The organism is Mesorhizobium sp. 2RAF45 (assembly GCF_052115225.1).
In the GTDB taxonomy this organism is placed as follows: domain Bacteria; phylum Pseudomonadota; class Alphaproteobacteria; order Rhizobiales; family Rhizobiaceae; genus Mesorhizobium; species Mesorhizobium jarvisii.
Map to the genome: position 1 here is coordinate 736,403 of NZ_JBFRGG010000001.1, position 13,558 is coordinate 749,960.

A 13,558-nucleotide genomic window follows, 5' to 3' on the forward strand; every position below is an offset into this window, starting at 1 on the left:
GTCACTCCGCCGGCAAAGCGCGCTGCGGCAGCGCAAAACCCATCTGCTTGCGCTTTTCCGGCCGCTTGCGGGTCAGCGCCAGCACCATGCCCATCGAAATGGCGATGGCGATCTGCGAGGAGCCGCCATAGGAGATGAAGGGCAGCGTCATGCCCTTGGCGGGCACCAGCTGCAGGTTGACGCACATGTTGATGACGGCTTGCAGGCCGAATACGGTGACGAGACCGCCGACCGCATAGCGGGTGAAATCGTCATGTTCCTTGAGCGCCGTGTTGAGGCCGCGCAGCACGATGAAGGCGAAGATCGACATGATGAAGAAGCACATGATCAACCCGAATTCCTCGCCAGCGACCGAGAAGACGAAGTCGGCGTGGCTGTCGGGGATGACCCGCTTGACCGTGCCCTCGCCCGGGCCGACGCCGAACCAGCCGCCATTGATCAGCGCGTCGCGTCCCATGTCGACCTGGAACGTATCGCCCTCGCCGGTGAGGAACTTGTCGATACGCAAGGCAACGTGCGGAAACACCGTATAGGCGGCGAAGACGCCGCCGACGCCGGCAGCACCCAGAACGATGATCCACAGCCAGGGCAGCCCGGCCATGAAGAACATGATGCCCCAGGTGCCGGTCGTCAGCATGGTCTGGCCGAGGTCCGGCTGCGCCACCAGCAGCGACACGACCAGCACCAGGAGCAGCATGGCGAACAAATTGCCGGGAATGTCGGGCTGGCGCTTGTGCTCGGCGAACAGCCAGGCGCACATGATGACGAAGGCCGGCTTCAGGAACTCGGACGGCTGGATCGACAGGCCGGCAAGCGACACCCAGCGCCGTGCGCCCTTCACCTCGACGCCGATATAGAGCACCGCCACCATCAGCACCAGCATCAGGCACAGCATGATCAGCGACATGCGCCGGATCTGCCGGGAATCGAGGAAGGAGACCGCCAGCATCACGCCGAGGGCCGGCACGGTGAAGATGATCTGCCTGGTGGCGAAGTGGAAACTGTCGAGGCCGATGCGCTCGGCCACCGCTGGGCTGGCGGCGAAGGACAAGACGATGCCCAGCCCCATCAGCGACAGGAACGCCGCCAGGAACCAGCGATCGATCGTCCACCACCAGGTTGCGACAGGACTTTTATCGAGACGGCTCTGCATTATCGTGCCCCTCCGATGGGTTTGACGCCATCTATAGCGCTCGCAGCTTGCCTGAAGGCTTCGCCGCGAACTTCGAAATTCTTGAACTGGTCGAAACTGGCGCAGGCCGGTGACAACAGCACCACCACCTCGCCGCTGTCGTCCTTGGCCGCATCATGCGCGGCGTGTTCGACCGCCTTGGCCAGCGTGCCCGAGATCTCGTAGGGCACCGCCTCGCCCAGCGTCGCCGAAAAGGCAGGTGCGGCCTCGCCGATCAGATAGGCCTTGGCGATGCGCGGGAAGAAGCCGCGCAGCGGCTCGATGCCGCCCTCCTTGGGCAGGCCGCCGGCGATCCAGTAGATGCGCGGAAAGCTCGACAGCGCGGGGGCGGCCGCATCGGCGTTGGTCGCCTTGGAATCGTTGACGAACAGGACATGGCCCTTGCGGCCGACCTGCTCCATGCGGTGCGCGAGGCCCGGAAAACTTTCGAGCCCCGACTGGATTTCGCCAAGGTCGAGCCCGACCTTCAGGCAAGCGGCGACCGCGGCAAGCGCGTTCTGCGCATTGTGCTGGCCGCGCAACGAACCGATGCCTTCGAGGAAGGCGACCTTGCTGTAGCGACCGTGCACGGCCTCCATCAGATTGGTGCCGTCGGCGAAATAGCCGTCGGTCAGCGGCAGCCGCTTGGAAATGCGGATGACCTGCCGCCCGGCCCGCTCCAGCCGCTCGGCGATCTGCGCGCACCAGGAATCGTCGATGCCGATGATCGCCGTCTCGCTGCCCGCCACCAGCCGCTCCTTGATCGAGGCGTAGTGCTGCATGGTGCCGTGGCGGTCGAGATGGTCCGGCGTCAGGTTGAGCAGGATGCCGGCGGTCGGATTGATCGAGGGCGCGAGGTCGATCTGGTAGGACGAGCACTCGACGACATAGTGGCGTTCGGGCTTCGGCGGGTCGAGCGTCATCACCGCGCGGCCGATATTGCCGCCCATCTGGGTATCGCGGCCCGCCGATTTGAGGATGTGCGCCGTCAGCGCGGTGGTGGTCGACTTGCCGTTGGTGCCGGTGATGGCGATAAAAGGCGCCGTTGGCGCGCTGAGCGTCCGCTCGCGGCAGAAAAGCTCGATGTCGCCGATGATCTCGACGCCGGCGCCCTTCGCCAATTCCACCGTCCAATGCGGCTTGGGATGCGTCAGCGGCACGCCCGGCGACAGCACGAAAGCCGAGAATTTTGCCCAGTCGGCGCCGCGCAGATCGGCGGTCGCGATGCCGGTGGCGGCTGCCTTGGCGACGCTGTCGGGATTGTCGTCCCAGGCAAGCACCTGCGCCCCACCCTCGATCAATGCCCGCGCGGTCGCGATCCCCGAGCCACCGAGGCCGAAGAGCGAAACCTGTTTGCCTGCGAAGGATGCAGCGGGGATCAAGGGAGGCTTCCTATCTGAGCTTCAGGGTTGAGAGGCCGACCAGCGCCAGGATGACGGCGATGATCCAGAAGCGGATCACCACCTGGCTCTCGGTCCAGCCGAGCTTTTCGAAATGATGGTGGATCGGCGCCATCAGGAACACGCGCTTGCCGGTCATCTTGAAGTAGCCGACCTGGATGATGACCGACAGGATTTCCACAACAAACAATCCGCCGACGATGACGAGCACGATCTCATGCTTGGTGGCCACCGCCACCGTGCCGATCAGGCCGCCCATGGCCAGCGAACCGGTGTCGCCCATGAAGATCGCCGCCGGCGGCGCGTTGAACCAGAGGAAGCCGAGGCCGGCGCCGATGACGGCGCCCAGCACGACCGCGAGTTCACCGGTGCCGGGCACAAAGTGGATCTGCAGATATTCGGCGAACACCGCATTGCCCGAGAGATAGGCGATGACGCCGAAGGATGCCGCCGCGATCATGATCGGCACGATCGCCAGGCCGTCAAGGCCGTCTGTCAAATTGACCGCATTGCCGGCGCCGACAATGACGAAGCAGGAGAACGGGATGAAGAACCAGCCGAGGTTGATGATGAATTCCTTGGCGAAGGGAAATGTCAGCGACGAGGAGAATGGCGCCTGGCCGTTGTGCATGATCACCCAGGCGGCGATGCCGGCGATGATGAATTCGAGCCCCAGCCGTGCCTTGCCGGAGAAGCCGAGATGCGACTGCTTGGTCACCTTCAGATAGTCGTCATAAAAACCGATCGAGCCGAAGCCCAGCGTCACCAGCAGCACGACCCAGACATAGATGCTCGACAGGTTCGCCCACAGAAGCGACGAGCCGATGATGCCGGACAGGATCATCAGCCCGCCCATGGTCGGCGTGCCCGCCTTCTTGAAATGCGTCTGCGGGCCGTCGGCACGGATCGGCTGCCCCTTGCCCTGGCGCAGCCGCAGCGAATTGATGATGGTCGGTCCGAAGATGAAGACGATCAGCGCCGAGGTGATCAGCGCCCCGCCGGTGCGGAACGTGATGTAACGGAAGACATTGAAGACCGAGATCTTGTCCGCGAAATCGACCAGCAGTGTAAACATGCGCTTTCGTCCCCCGACTCGACCTAGGTCAGTTTGCTGGTTGTCGTTTCAGCCGGGTATTTGCCCAGCAGCGCATCGACCAGTTTTGCAAAACCGATGCCCTTCGACGATTTGATCATCACCACGTCGCCCGGCTTCAGCGCGGCAAGCAGCACCGGCTTCAATTCCTCGACGCCGGCGCGGTATTCCGTCTTGATGTCCTCAGGCAGCGCTTCCGCCAGTGCCCGCATTTCGGGGCCGCCAAGGAACACGGTCTGCGTGCCGGTGCCGACGATGAGATCGGCAAGGGCGGCATGCAGCTTGGCCGAATGCTCGCCAAGTTCCAGCATGTCGCCGAGCACGGCGATGCGGCGCCCCTCACCCGTCACCGGCGTCGCGTTGAGCAGCGCCATCGCCGCCGCCATCGAGGCCGGATTGGCGTTGTAGCTCTCGTCGATCAGCGTGATCGGCCCACCGGGGTGGCGCAACACATGGCGCTTGCCGCGGCCGCGCTCAGCCGAAAGATCGGCCAGGGCCAGTGCCACCTTGTCGAGATCGGCGCCAACCAGCTGCGCCGCGCCCAGCACCGCCAGCACGTTCTGCACCATGTGCCGGCCGGGCGCGCCAATGCGGGCGATCATGTCATGACCGCCGATCCGGGCGGCGATGTCGGAGTGGTCGGCATGCAATTCGCATCTGGTGAGTTTGAAGGTCGAGCGTGCATTCTCGCCGAAGCCGTAGACATGCTCGACGCCGGCGGCATGCGCCATCTTGTCGAGCAGCTTGAAGCGCGCATCGTCGCGGTTGAGGACGGCCGCACCCTCTGGCTCCAACCCTTCGAAAATCTCGGCCTTGGCCTTGGCGATCTCGTCGAGATTGCGGAAGAAGCCGAGATGCGCCGCCGCGATGATGGTGACGATGGCGACATGCGGCCGCACCATCTTCACCAGCGGCCGGATCTCGTCGGGATGGTTCATGCCGATCTCGAAGACGGCATAGTCGCAATCATCGGGCATGCGCGCCAGCGTCAGCGGCACACCCCAATGGTTGTTGAAGGACTGTGCCGAGGCATGCACCTTGCCGACCGCCGACAGCACATGGCGCAGCGCTTCCTTGGTGGTGGTCTTGCCGGCCGACCCGGTCACCGCGATGATCTTGGCCTGGGAGCGGGCGCGCGCCGCGACACCAAGCTTTTCCAATGCAACCAGCACGTCCTCGACGACGATAATCGGCGCCGTCAGCCGGCCGAGCGACGGCAGCTTGCCTTCCGCCACCACCAGCACGCCGGCGCCGGCCTTGATGGCCGCGGTGGCGAAGTCGTGACCATCCATCGCCTCGCCCTTGATGGCGAAGAAGGCGTCACCCGGCTGCAGGCTGCGGCTGTCGATCGAAATGCCCGATATGCCCTCGGGCACGGGCCCGAGCGGCCGCCCGTCCATGGCCGCGACCAGCGCCTCGGAGGTCCACAGCATACTCATGCGGCACGCTCCCGCAGCGCCGCGCGGACTTCCTCGTGGTCGGAGAAATGCAGGGTTTCGGTGCCGATCGTCTGGCCTTCCTCGTGCCCCTTGCCGGCCACGATCAGCGTGTCGCCGGCATGAAGCATGGCGACAGCCTCGTGGATCGCCTTGCGCCGGTCGCCGATCTCGATGGCGCCGGGTGCGGCGGCCAGAATGGCGGCGCGGATCGTTTCGGGCACTTCGGAGCGCGGATTGTCATCGGTGACGATGACGACATCGGCAAGCCGGGTGGCGATTTCGCCCATGATCGGCCTCTTGCCCCGATCGCGGTCACCACCGCAGCCGAACACGACCATGACGCGACCAGTGGTAAACGGGCGGACCGAAGCCAGCACGTTTTCCAGCGCATCGGGCTTGTGGGCGTAGTCGACATAGACCGGCGCACCACTGACCGTGGTGCCAACGAGGTCGAGCCGACCCGGCGCTCCCTTCAATTTTTCCAATGCGGCCAATGCCTTGGCGACAGTTGTTCCCGTGGAAATGGCGAGCCCTGCCGAAACCAGCGCGTTCGAAATCTGGAAATCGCCGGCCAGCGGCAGGTCGATTTCGTAAAGCACGCCCTCGGCCTCGACCTCGGCGCGCTGGCGATGGCGTTCGTGCTCGACCCGCTTCAGCGTGAGGAAATCGCCATGCCGGCCAACCGTCAGCACCTTGAGCCCGGCAGCCTGGGCCGCCTGGATCGTCGGCGCCGACCACGGATCGTCGGCGAAGATGACCGCCGGCGCGCCTTTCGGCAGCAGCGTGTCGAACAGGCGCAGTTTGGCGCGGTGATAATCCTCGACCGTCGGATGGTAGTCCATATGGTCGCGGCCAAGGTTGGTGAAGCCGCCGGCGGCGAGCTTCACCCCGTCGAGACGGCGCTGGTCGAGCCCATGGCTGGAGGCTTCCATCGAAGCGTGGGTGACACCGGCATCGGCCAATTCCCGCAGCAGCTGATGCAGGGCAACCGGATCGGGCGTGGTCAGCGAGCCATAGTCGTTGCGGCCGGGCGCCACCACGCCGGTGGTGCCGATCGAAGCCGCGGCATAGCCCGCCTGCTCCCAGATCTGCCTGGTGAAGGCGGCGACCGAGGTCTTGCCGCTGGTGCCGGTCACCGCCACCATGGTCTGCGGCTGCTTGCCGAAATAGCGGGCGGCACTCAGCGCCAGCGCCAGGCGCGGATCGTCGACCGCCAGCACCGGAACCGGCAGTCCGGCGATGGAACTGCTTTTGCCTGACACGATCACTAGGGCGCCGCGCCTGGCCGCGTCGGCAGCGTAAGCCGCGCCGTCCGCCTTGGTACCGGCGAGCGCAAAAAAGACGACGCCCGGTTTTACCTGGCGGGAATCGGACGAAATCCCGGTAACCTCCAGATCGGCGGAAGCTGTTCCTTCGACTGGCAGGACACCGGCTAGATCTCTGAGCTTCATCGAGTTCCGTTCACCGCAATAAAATAGCGCGCAGTCGCCGGCGCGCCCTAAGAATCACTCGTAGGAAACCAACGTTGCACCATTTTCATGGCTGAAATCTGGTTTCACGCCAAGCATGGCCGCCGACCGCCTGATGATATTACCCGCTATGACGCCCGCATTCGCGGCCGCGACGTCAGTCATCCCGGGCTTTTCCGGGTGCGGTGCATCGGCAATCGTGAACACCAGATATTGCGGATCGTCCATCGGGAAGGCAGCGACAAAGGTATTGAAATTCAGGTCTTTAGAGTAGCGGCCGTTGATGACCTTTTCGGCCGTTCCGGTCTTGCCGCCAACGCGGTAGCCGGGGACTCTGGCGTTTCTGGCCGAGCCCTTCTCGGCATTGAGCGAATAGAGGTAGCGCATGCCCTCGACCGTCTTTTCGTTGACGACTTTTTTGGCAATCGCCATCGCTTCCTGCTGCGTGCGCACCAGGAAGGTCGGATTCATCAAATAGCCGCCATTCATCAGTGCCGCGCAGCCGACAGCCGCCTGCAACGGCGTCGTCGATACGCCATGGCCGAAGGCGATGGTGAACGAATTGACCTGTTTCCAGACCTTCGGTTCGGTCGGGCGGGCGACTTCCGGCAGTTCGGTCTGCATCCTTTCCAGGATGCCAAGGCGATGCAGGAATTCCCGGTGCCCCTCGATGCCCACCAGCTCGGCTTCCCTGGCCGACCCGATGTTGGACGAATAGAGGAACACCTCCGGCAGCGACAGCACACGGTTCTTGCCGTGGAAATCGTGAATGGCCTGATGGCCTACCCGGATTGGATGCGAAGCGTCGAAACGACTGTTCATCGTCGCCTTGCCGGAATCGAGCGCCATCGCCGAGGTGAAGCTCTTGAAGGTCGAGCCCATCTCATAGAGGCCCGCCGACATCCGGTTCAGCCGATCCTTTTCCTGTGCATTGTAGGGATTGTTCGGATCGAAATCCGGCACCGAGGCCATGGCGATCACTTCGCCGGTCTTGACGTTGAGCACGACGGCGCCGGCGCCGATCGCGCGGTAGCGCTCCAGGCCGGCGGCGATTTCGTCGCGCACCACATGCTGGACGCGCAGATCGATCGACAGCTTCACCGGCTTGAGATCCTTGGCCACCGCCAGGCCCGACGCCTGCAGGTCGCTCAGGCCCTGCTCGTCGATATATTTCTCCATGCCGGAGATGCCCTGGTTGTCGATGTTGGTCAGGCCGACAATGTAGGATGAGGTTTCGCCGCTCGGATAGAAACGGCGCTTCTCCGTGCGGAAGCCGAAGCCGGGAATGCCGAGCTGCATGATGTCGGCCTGCTGCTTGGGCGTCAGCTGCCGCTGCAGCCAGACGAAGCCGGCGCCGCTCTTGAGCTTGTGGTAGGTCTGCTCGTAGTCGATCTCGGGCAGCACCGTCGACAGCTTCTCGATCGCCTCGTCGGCATCGACGATGCGGCGCGGCTCGGCGAAGAGCGACGCCGTCTTGATGTCGGTCGCCAGCACTTCGCCATTGCGGTCGACGATATCGGGCCGCGAGGCGGTGATCCGGCTCTGCGGGCCGCCCGACAAATCGGGGGTCTGGAAGCCGAGGTAGACCAGCCGCCCAGAAATGGTCGAGAAGATGCCGAAGAACACCGCCATCGTCATCACGATGCGCGCCTTGCCCTTGCCGCCGGTCGCCTTGCGGGCGCCCTCGACGACAATCGATCCATCTTCACCCGTCCTGGGGCGACGCTTCAGCAGTTTGCCGATCATTGGGCGATGCCTCCGGTCACGACGGGATCCTTGCCGTCCGCAGGCGCCTTGTCGGAATTGTCGGCCATGCCGCCCTGGCGTCCGTTCAGAATATCCTGGATATCCAGGGCCTTGGCCGGCAGATCGCTCAGGCCGACGATCTGGCGGGCGCTGACCGGCTCGAGCGCGAGCTGCGACTTGTAGAGCTCAGCGAGCTTCTGCAGCCGCGAAGGCTGGGTGAGCAGGCTCCAGTCGGCCTTGAGCAGGTCGATCGTCTCCTCCTCGTAGCGTATCTGGTTGTGGATCTTCTGCACCGCCGCCAACTGATCCTCGGCCTCGCGCTTGGTCTTGTAGGTCAGGGCCGCCGCCGAAACCATGACGGCGATCAGGACAATGTCGCTGGTACGGAACACGTGCTTACCTCTCCCCCGGCCGATCGATGCCGGGAAGCTTTGGAAGGCCGAAAATGGAAAAATCGCCGGCGCGCGCCGGCGCTTCGGTGCGGATCGCCGCGCGCAGCCTGGCCGAGCGGGCGCGCGGATTGGCAGCGACCTCGGCATCGCCCGCCGTCACGCCACCGCCGGCCTTGCGAAAGGTCGCTGTGCGCGCATGCGCCTCGGGCAAATGACGTGAGCCGGTGGCAACGTCGGCGCGGTCGGCGATGAAGCGCTTGACGATGCGGTCTTCCAGCGAATGGAACGTCACCACAACCAGACGCCCGCCGGGCTTCAATGCGCGTTCGGCCGCGAACAACGCCTTGGCCAGTTCGCCGAGTTCGTCATTGACGTAGATGCGCAGCGCCTGGAAGACGCGGGTCGCTGGATGAATCTTGTCCTTCGGCGCGCGGCCAATATGCGTCTCGATGGCGTCGGCCAGTTCCAGCGTGCGCTCGAATGGCTTCTTTTCGCGGCGCGCCTCGATCATGCGGGCGATGCGGCCGGCGTGGCGCTCCTCGCCGAGGAAGCCGAAGATGCGGGCAAGGTCGCCCGGCTTGAAACTATTGACGACATCGGCCGCACTCAGGCCCGCTTGCGCCATGCGCATGTCGAGCGGCCCGTCGGAGCGGAAGGAAAAGCCGCGCTCGGCCTGGTCGAGCTGCATGGAGGACACACCAATGTCGAGCACGATGCCGTCGGCGCTTTCGACATGTTCGTCCAGCGTCGAGAACGGCGCCTGCACCAGTCTCAGCCTGCCGCCCGATTGTGCCTCGAGATCGCGCCCGGCAGCGATCGCGTCGGGATCGCGGTCGATGGCGACGACCGAAGCGCCGGTCGCCAGAATGGCTTTGGTATAGCCGCCGGCGCCGAACGTGCCGTCGATGATGATATCGCCCTTCGCCGGCTCCAGTGCCTCGAGCACTTCGCCAAGTAGGACCGGAATGTGGCGGACCGATCCGCCAACGGCGTGGATGTCATCGCCGTGGCCCACCGTCATTCCGGTCGCTCCCCAGGCTTCGTCCCCTGCCGAAGCTGCAAAAGCCTGGCCCGCGCCTGCGCCCCATAGGCCGCAAGCCGTCCCGGCTCCCAGATCTGAAAGAAATTGCCGCGCCCGACAAAGGCCACCTCCGCCGAGATGCCGGTATGCTCGCGAATGAAATCGCTCATCGTGATGCGGCCGTCCTGGTCGAGTTTCAGGAACGCTCCGTCGCCATGGCAGAAGAACGACATGTCGTCCGCCGTCTGCAGGAAGGGATCTTCCTGCGCGATGCGCTGCTCGTAGCGGTCGAGCAGATCCAGCCCGCCGACATCCATCGCCGGCAGGTCCAGGCAGCGCAGTGCATAGAGTTCCGAATAGCCGCGCTTCTGCACGACGGCGCGGAAATGCGCAGGAACGGACACCCGCCCCTTCGCATCGATCCTGCTCACCGTGTTCGACAGAAACCGGTCCATTAAACCCTACAGCCGCTTGCGCCGCCGCCCCCCTCTTCATCGTCTCGTACGCGCCGCCGCAGCGCGTTCCCTGCCCCGTATCAGCCTCGCCCGCACGGCCAAAAGCCGGCAAACGCGCAGCCGCCGCGGCTGCCCGACTGGCGTACGCTTTACCCTGACGCGGAACGAAGGCTTTGATGTCTCGATGGGATATCATGGGGTACTATGGGCGTCAACGGGAATAGGCTTCACGAACACGCGCATCGCGACCAATCCGAGCAGCCGTTACGGCACGTCTCGTCTTTATGATCCATTAAGCCTAACGAAGCGTTTAGAGCCCGCTGGCCCAAAAGACCCGGCTTGCCGCCGACCACCCGCGCGCATAGCGTCGAGCGACGTCTTCCGCCCAAAAAGCAAGGATCGAGCTCATGTCCGAGACGGCAAAGTCACGCGCCGCCGAACTGTCCCATTTGCGCAGCCGCGATTTCGCCAGTGGCGATCCCGTCCCCTTGCCGTTGACCATGGCTTCGATCTTTCACACGCCGGGCGTAGAGACCGGGGTCGATCAATATGGCCGCTACGACAATCCAACCTGGCGCGCCGTGGAACATGTGCTCGGCCATTTGGAAGACGCGCAATGCGTGAGTTTTCCCTCCGGAATGGGCGCGATTTCCTCGGTGTTTTTCGCGCTCCTGAAATCGGGCGATCGCGTGCTCCTGCCGGCGGACGGCTATCACGCGACGCGCGCGATGGCCGAACGCTTCCTGAAGCCGCTCGGCATCACCTGCGATACCAGGCCGACGCCGACCTTCCTTGACGGCGGTTTCAAAGGCTATTCGCTGGTCTTCGTGGAAACCCCGTCCAATCCACGGCTGGATATCTGCGACATCGCGACGATCGCCAAGGCTGTCCACGAACAAGGCGGGATCCTTGTCGTCGACAACACGACGATGACGCCATTCGGCCAGCGTCCGCTCGACTTCGGCGCCGACATCGTCGTCTCCGCCGACACCAAGGCGGTCAACGGCCATTCGGATGTGCTGTTCGGCCACGTCGCCAGCCGCGACGCCGACATCATATCCAAGGTGACGGACTGGCGCGCAATGGCCGGCGGCATTCCCGGGCCGTTCGAGGCCTGGCTGGTGCATCGCGGCCTCGAAACACTGGAGGTGCGCTTCGACCGCATGTGCTCGTCCGCCGAAACGATCGCGCAGCGGTTGAAGGAACATCGCGCGGTGCGCGGCCTGCGTTTTCCCGGCCTGAACGGCGACCCGTCGCACAACCTTGCCCGCGCCCAGATGGAGCGCTTCGGCTTCCTCATCTCCTTCGAACTCGCCTCGGAGGACAAAGCCGAGGATTTCATCAACAATTGCCCATTTATAGAGGCTGCGACCTCCTTCGGCGGCGTCCACACTTCGGCCGAACGACGCTCGAAGCGAGGCGATGCGGTACCGCCCGGCTTTGTACGCCTGTCAGTCGGCTGCGAACCGGTGGAAGAGCTCTGGAAGGCCATTGAGACGTCGCTGGACGGGATCGGCGCCTGACGGACTGGTCACGAACCTAGGTAGTCGGCCTCGATGTTGCGATGGCCGTGCCACCGCGCCTCGAAGCGGTCGAGCAGCCGATCGGCTGCGGCCTCGTTGTCGCGCACATTATGAAGCCAGATCGCGGTCAGATCATCTTCAGCACGTGCGTTCCGAACGATAGGCAGAAAATTCATGCCGCGTCGTCAGATCGCAAGCGTCTCCGTGCCTCGGCCTTGATTTCATCCATCGATGCAAATCGTCCCGGCCCGCTGTCGATCCCTTCCTGCACCAACCTGCGCAGTTCCTCAACCGTATAGCCGAAGAGATCGCGACGGTCCTTCCACTGCCGCAGCGCCTCGCGGATCACCTCGCTCGCCGAAGCATATTCGCCGGCGGCAACGACATCGTCCACCGCTTGCGCCAGTTCCGGCGACAGCGTGATGCTGCGTTTGTCGACTTGCCCCATGGATAGGCTCCCGATGCCATTGGCCGATTGCCGACTTGCTTGCAAATAGCTGAAAAGACTTGAATCGACAGGCGCGCCCGAGGGCGCAACCTGCTGATCTCAAAAGGATTTCTCTTCGAGGACGAAACTGCCAGCTGGCCTGTAAGCCGGGTTCTGTATGGCCCTCGCCCCTTGCGGGACGAGAACGTGGCGGCCATTCATCTTGGGCGCATGTTGCCATACGCCTCACGCAACCTACCCGGACGGTGAGCCGGAAACAGCCCTCGAGGGTTTCCCCTCGCACCGCCCCTATTCGGTTTTGCTCCCGGTGGGGTTTACCGTGCCGCTCCTGTTGCCAGTCGCGCGGTGGGCTCTTACCCCACCCTTTCACCCTTACCCCGACAAAGTCGTGGCGGTTTGCTTTCTGTGGCACTTTCCCTGGGGTCGCCCCCGCCGGTCATTAACCGGCACCGTGTCTCCATGGAGCCCGGACTTTCCTCACTCGCGGCCTTTCGGCGTTTGCGAGTGCGGCCGCCCAGCCAGCTGGCAAGGCGTATAAAGGGGTTCAGCCGGGAAAACGCAAATGAAAAAGCCGGCTTGTCCGCCGGCTCTCGCAACTTGCTATCAAAGCGCGGCCATCTGAACCTTGACCTTGCTGCAATAGGCGGCCGAAACTGGGTTCATCCGCGTCGCGGCATGGCCGGCATTGTATTTCAGGATCGTGCCACAAGTCGTGCCACCGCCAAGGTTCTGCGCCAAAGCGAGATACTTCATGCCGTATTTGATGTTGGTGTCGGGATCGAACAGGCCCTTGGCCGAACCGTTGTAGCCCATCATCCGCGCCGTCGCCGGCTTGATCTGCATCAGGCCGATCTCGCCGGCGCTGCCGACCATGTTCGGCCGATAGTTGCTCTCGATCGTGATGACGGCATTGGCCAGCGATACCGGAACGCCGTAGCTTGCCGCGTAGCGGGCAACGATAGCGGAATACTGGCCGCTGCTGGCCACCGCTGCCGTCGACGCAGCGACATTCCTGAGACCGATCGATGCCGTTGTCGTCATGTCGACGGTCTTGCGGCCACGCTTCGTCTGCCTTTTGGCGGAGGATTTCTTCGCCTTGGTCCAGCTGGCTTTTTCCACCTTGGCAGAAGCGTGCTTCGCCGTTGCCTTCAGGCTCCTGCTGCTTTTGGCTGAAATGGCCTTGCCCTTGGTCACCGCGACGAGGCCCTGATCGGCCCGGGGGCTCCATGTCGCGGCATCGGCCGCGCTGAAGGCAAAAGTCACTACGCCGGCAGCAAGAGCTGCCGTTACAACGGTCAATTTCTGCATGTGATCCTGTTCTGTCTGGACCACGCGAAGATGTTCGCGTGGCGCTGCTTGATTAATAGCGGAACATCCGGGGGGCTAGAGGTCCGACAAACT

General features: G+C 63.9%; 13 protein-coding genes and 1 other RNA gene. 1 reads left to right on the forward strand and 13 read right to left on the reverse strand.

The annotated features are described in order from the left end of the window. Position 1: 1 nt before the first annotated feature. Genes ftsW through mraZ form a run of 9 tightly spaced genes read right to left on the reverse strand, consistent with a single transcriptional unit; the run spans position 2 to position 10,186 of the window. Positions 2-1,153, reverse strand: a complete 1,152-nt coding sequence (gene ftsW / locus AB4Z43_RS03625; protein ID WP_019859093.1) for a putative lipid II flippase FtsW — start codon at positions 1,151-1,153, stop codon at positions 2-4. Beyond that, complete coding sequence (gene murD / locus AB4Z43_RS03630; RefSeq protein ID WP_441935944.1) at positions 1,153-2,553, reverse strand: UDP-N-acetylmuramoyl-L-alanine--D-glutamate ligase; 1,401 nt, start codon at positions 2,551-2,553, stop codon at positions 1,153-1,155. Before murD ends, ftsW begins: the two co-directional genes overlap by 1 nt. 10 nt (positions 2,554-2,563) lie before the next feature. After that, positions 2,564-3,646 carry a phospho-N-acetylmuramoyl-pentapeptide-transferase gene (mraY, locus tag AB4Z43_RS03635; RefSeq protein ID WP_010910257.1) on the reverse strand — a complete coding sequence of 361 codons (1,083 nt, stop codon included), beginning with the start codon at positions 3,644-3,646 and terminating at the stop codon, positions 2,564-2,566. Positions 3,647-3,669: 23 nt separating this feature from the next. Beyond that, a complete protein-coding gene (locus AB4Z43_RS03640; RefSeq protein ID WP_441935947.1) occupies positions 3,670-5,103 on the reverse strand; it encodes a UDP-N-acetylmuramoylalanyl-D-glutamyl-2,6-diaminopimelate--D-alanyl-D-alanine ligase in 1,434 nt (477 codons plus the stop codon). Further along, on the reverse strand, positions 5,100-6,554 hold the full coding sequence (locus AB4Z43_RS03645) for a UDP-N-acetylmuramoyl-L-alanyl-D-glutamate--2,6-diaminopimelate ligase (protein WP_038647731.1): 1,455 nt from the start codon (positions 6,552-6,554) through the stop codon (positions 5,100-5,102). The genes AB4Z43_RS03640 and AB4Z43_RS03645 overlap by 4 nt, the downstream gene beginning before the upstream one ends. 54 nt (positions 6,555-6,608) lie before the next feature. Continuing rightward, the gene (locus AB4Z43_RS03650) at positions 6,609-8,318 is read right to left on the reverse strand and encodes a peptidoglycan D,D-transpeptidase FtsI family protein (RefSeq protein ID WP_038647732.1); all 1,710 of its coding nucleotides are present in this window, start codon (positions 8,316-8,318) and stop codon (positions 6,609-6,611) included. After that, on the reverse strand, positions 8,315-8,710 hold the full coding sequence (gene ftsL / locus AB4Z43_RS03655; RefSeq protein ID WP_010910261.1) for a cell division protein FtsL: 396 nt from the start codon (positions 8,708-8,710) through the stop codon (positions 8,315-8,317). Before ftsL ends, AB4Z43_RS03650 begins: the two co-directional genes overlap by 4 nt. Before the next feature lie 4 nt (positions 8,711-8,714). Then, positions 8,715-9,731, reverse strand: coding sequence for a 16S rRNA (cytosine(1402)-N(4))-methyltransferase RsmH (rsmH, locus tag AB4Z43_RS03660; protein WP_019859098.1), 1,017 nt, complete (start codon positions 9,729-9,731; stop codon positions 8,715-8,717). Further along, positions 9,728-10,186 (reverse strand): division/cell wall cluster transcriptional repressor MraZ, encoded by a 459-nt coding sequence (gene mraZ, locus AB4Z43_RS03665; protein WP_019859099.1) that lies wholly within the window; start codon positions 10,184-10,186, stop codon positions 9,728-9,730. Before mraZ ends, rsmH begins: the two co-directional genes overlap by 4 nt. Positions 10,187-10,593: 407 nt before the next feature. Here mraZ and AB4Z43_RS03670 point away from each other — a divergent pair, with 407 nt between their 5' ends. Beyond that, positions 10,594-11,709 (forward strand): cystathionine gamma-lyase, encoded by a 1,116-nt coding sequence (locus AB4Z43_RS03670; RefSeq protein ID WP_441935951.1) that lies wholly within the window; start codon positions 10,594-10,596, stop codon positions 11,707-11,709. A gap of 8 nt (positions 11,710-11,717) precedes the next feature. On the opposite strand, the gene AB4Z43_RS03675 is transcribed toward AB4Z43_RS03670, so the two are convergent. From AB4Z43_RS03675 to AB4Z43_RS03690, 4 genes are all read right to left on the reverse strand, one after another. Continuing rightward, positions 11,718-11,885: a hypothetical protein gene (locus AB4Z43_RS03675; RefSeq protein ID WP_441935953.1), complete on the reverse strand. Its 168-nt coding sequence runs from the start codon at positions 11,883-11,885 to the stop codon at positions 11,718-11,720. Continuing rightward, on the reverse strand, positions 11,882-12,157 hold the full coding sequence (locus AB4Z43_RS03680) for a type II toxin-antitoxin system ParD family antitoxin (protein ID WP_064983797.1): 276 nt from the start codon (positions 12,155-12,157) through the stop codon (positions 11,882-11,884). The genes AB4Z43_RS03675 and AB4Z43_RS03680 overlap by 4 nt, the downstream gene beginning before the upstream one ends. Before the next feature lie 126 nt (positions 12,158-12,283). Next, an RNA gene (gene rnpB, locus AB4Z43_RS03685) (RNase P RNA component class A) lies at positions 12,284-12,683 on the reverse strand. Positions 12,684-12,760: 77 nt separating this feature from the next. Then, a complete protein-coding gene (locus AB4Z43_RS03690; RefSeq protein ID WP_027047024.1) occupies positions 12,761-13,465 on the reverse strand; it encodes a lytic transglycosylase domain-containing protein in 705 nt (234 codons plus the stop codon). Positions 13,466-13,558: the final 93 nt, after the last annotated feature.

Coding starts and splice junctions, on each gene's coding strand:
- AB4Z43_RS03640 (WP_441935947.1), bottom strand. CDS start 5,103: ATGAGTATGCTGTGGACCTCCGAGGCGCTGGTCGCGGCCATGGACGGG.
- mraY (WP_010910257.1), bottom strand. CDS start 3,646: ATGTTTACACTGCTGGTCGATTTCGCGGACAAGATCTCGGTCTTCAAT.
- AB4Z43_RS03650 (WP_038647732.1), bottom strand. CDS start 8,318: ATGATCGGCAAACTGCTGAAGCGTCGCCCCAGGACGGGTGAAGATGGA.
- AB4Z43_RS03675 (WP_441935953.1), bottom strand. CDS start 11,885: ATGAATTTTCTGCCTATCGTTCGGAACGCACGTGCTGAAGATGATCTG.
- AB4Z43_RS03690 (WP_027047024.1), bottom strand. CDS start 13,465: ATGCAGAAATTGACCGTTGTAACGGCAGCTCTTGCTGCCGGCGTAGTG.
- rsmH (WP_019859098.1), bottom strand. CDS start 9,731: ATGACGGTGGGCCACGGCGATGACATCCACGCCGTTGGCGGATCGGTC.
- mraZ (WP_019859099.1), bottom strand. CDS start 10,186: ATGGACCGGTTTCTGTCGAACACGGTGAGCAGGATCGATGCGAAGGGG.
- AB4Z43_RS03645 (WP_038647731.1), bottom strand. CDS start 6,554: ATGAAGCTCAGAGATCTAGCCGGTGTCCTGCCAGTCGAAGGAACAGCT.
- ftsW (WP_019859093.1), bottom strand. CDS start 1,153: ATGCAGAGCCGTCTCGATAAAAGTCCTGTCGCAACCTGGTGGTGGACG.
- AB4Z43_RS03670 (WP_441935951.1), top strand. CDS start 10,594: ATGTCCGAGACGGCAAAGTCACGCGCCGCCGAACTGTCCCATTTGCGC.
- AB4Z43_RS03680 (WP_064983797.1), bottom strand. CDS start 12,157: ATGGGGCAAGTCGACAAACGCAGCATCACGCTGTCGCCGGAACTGGCG.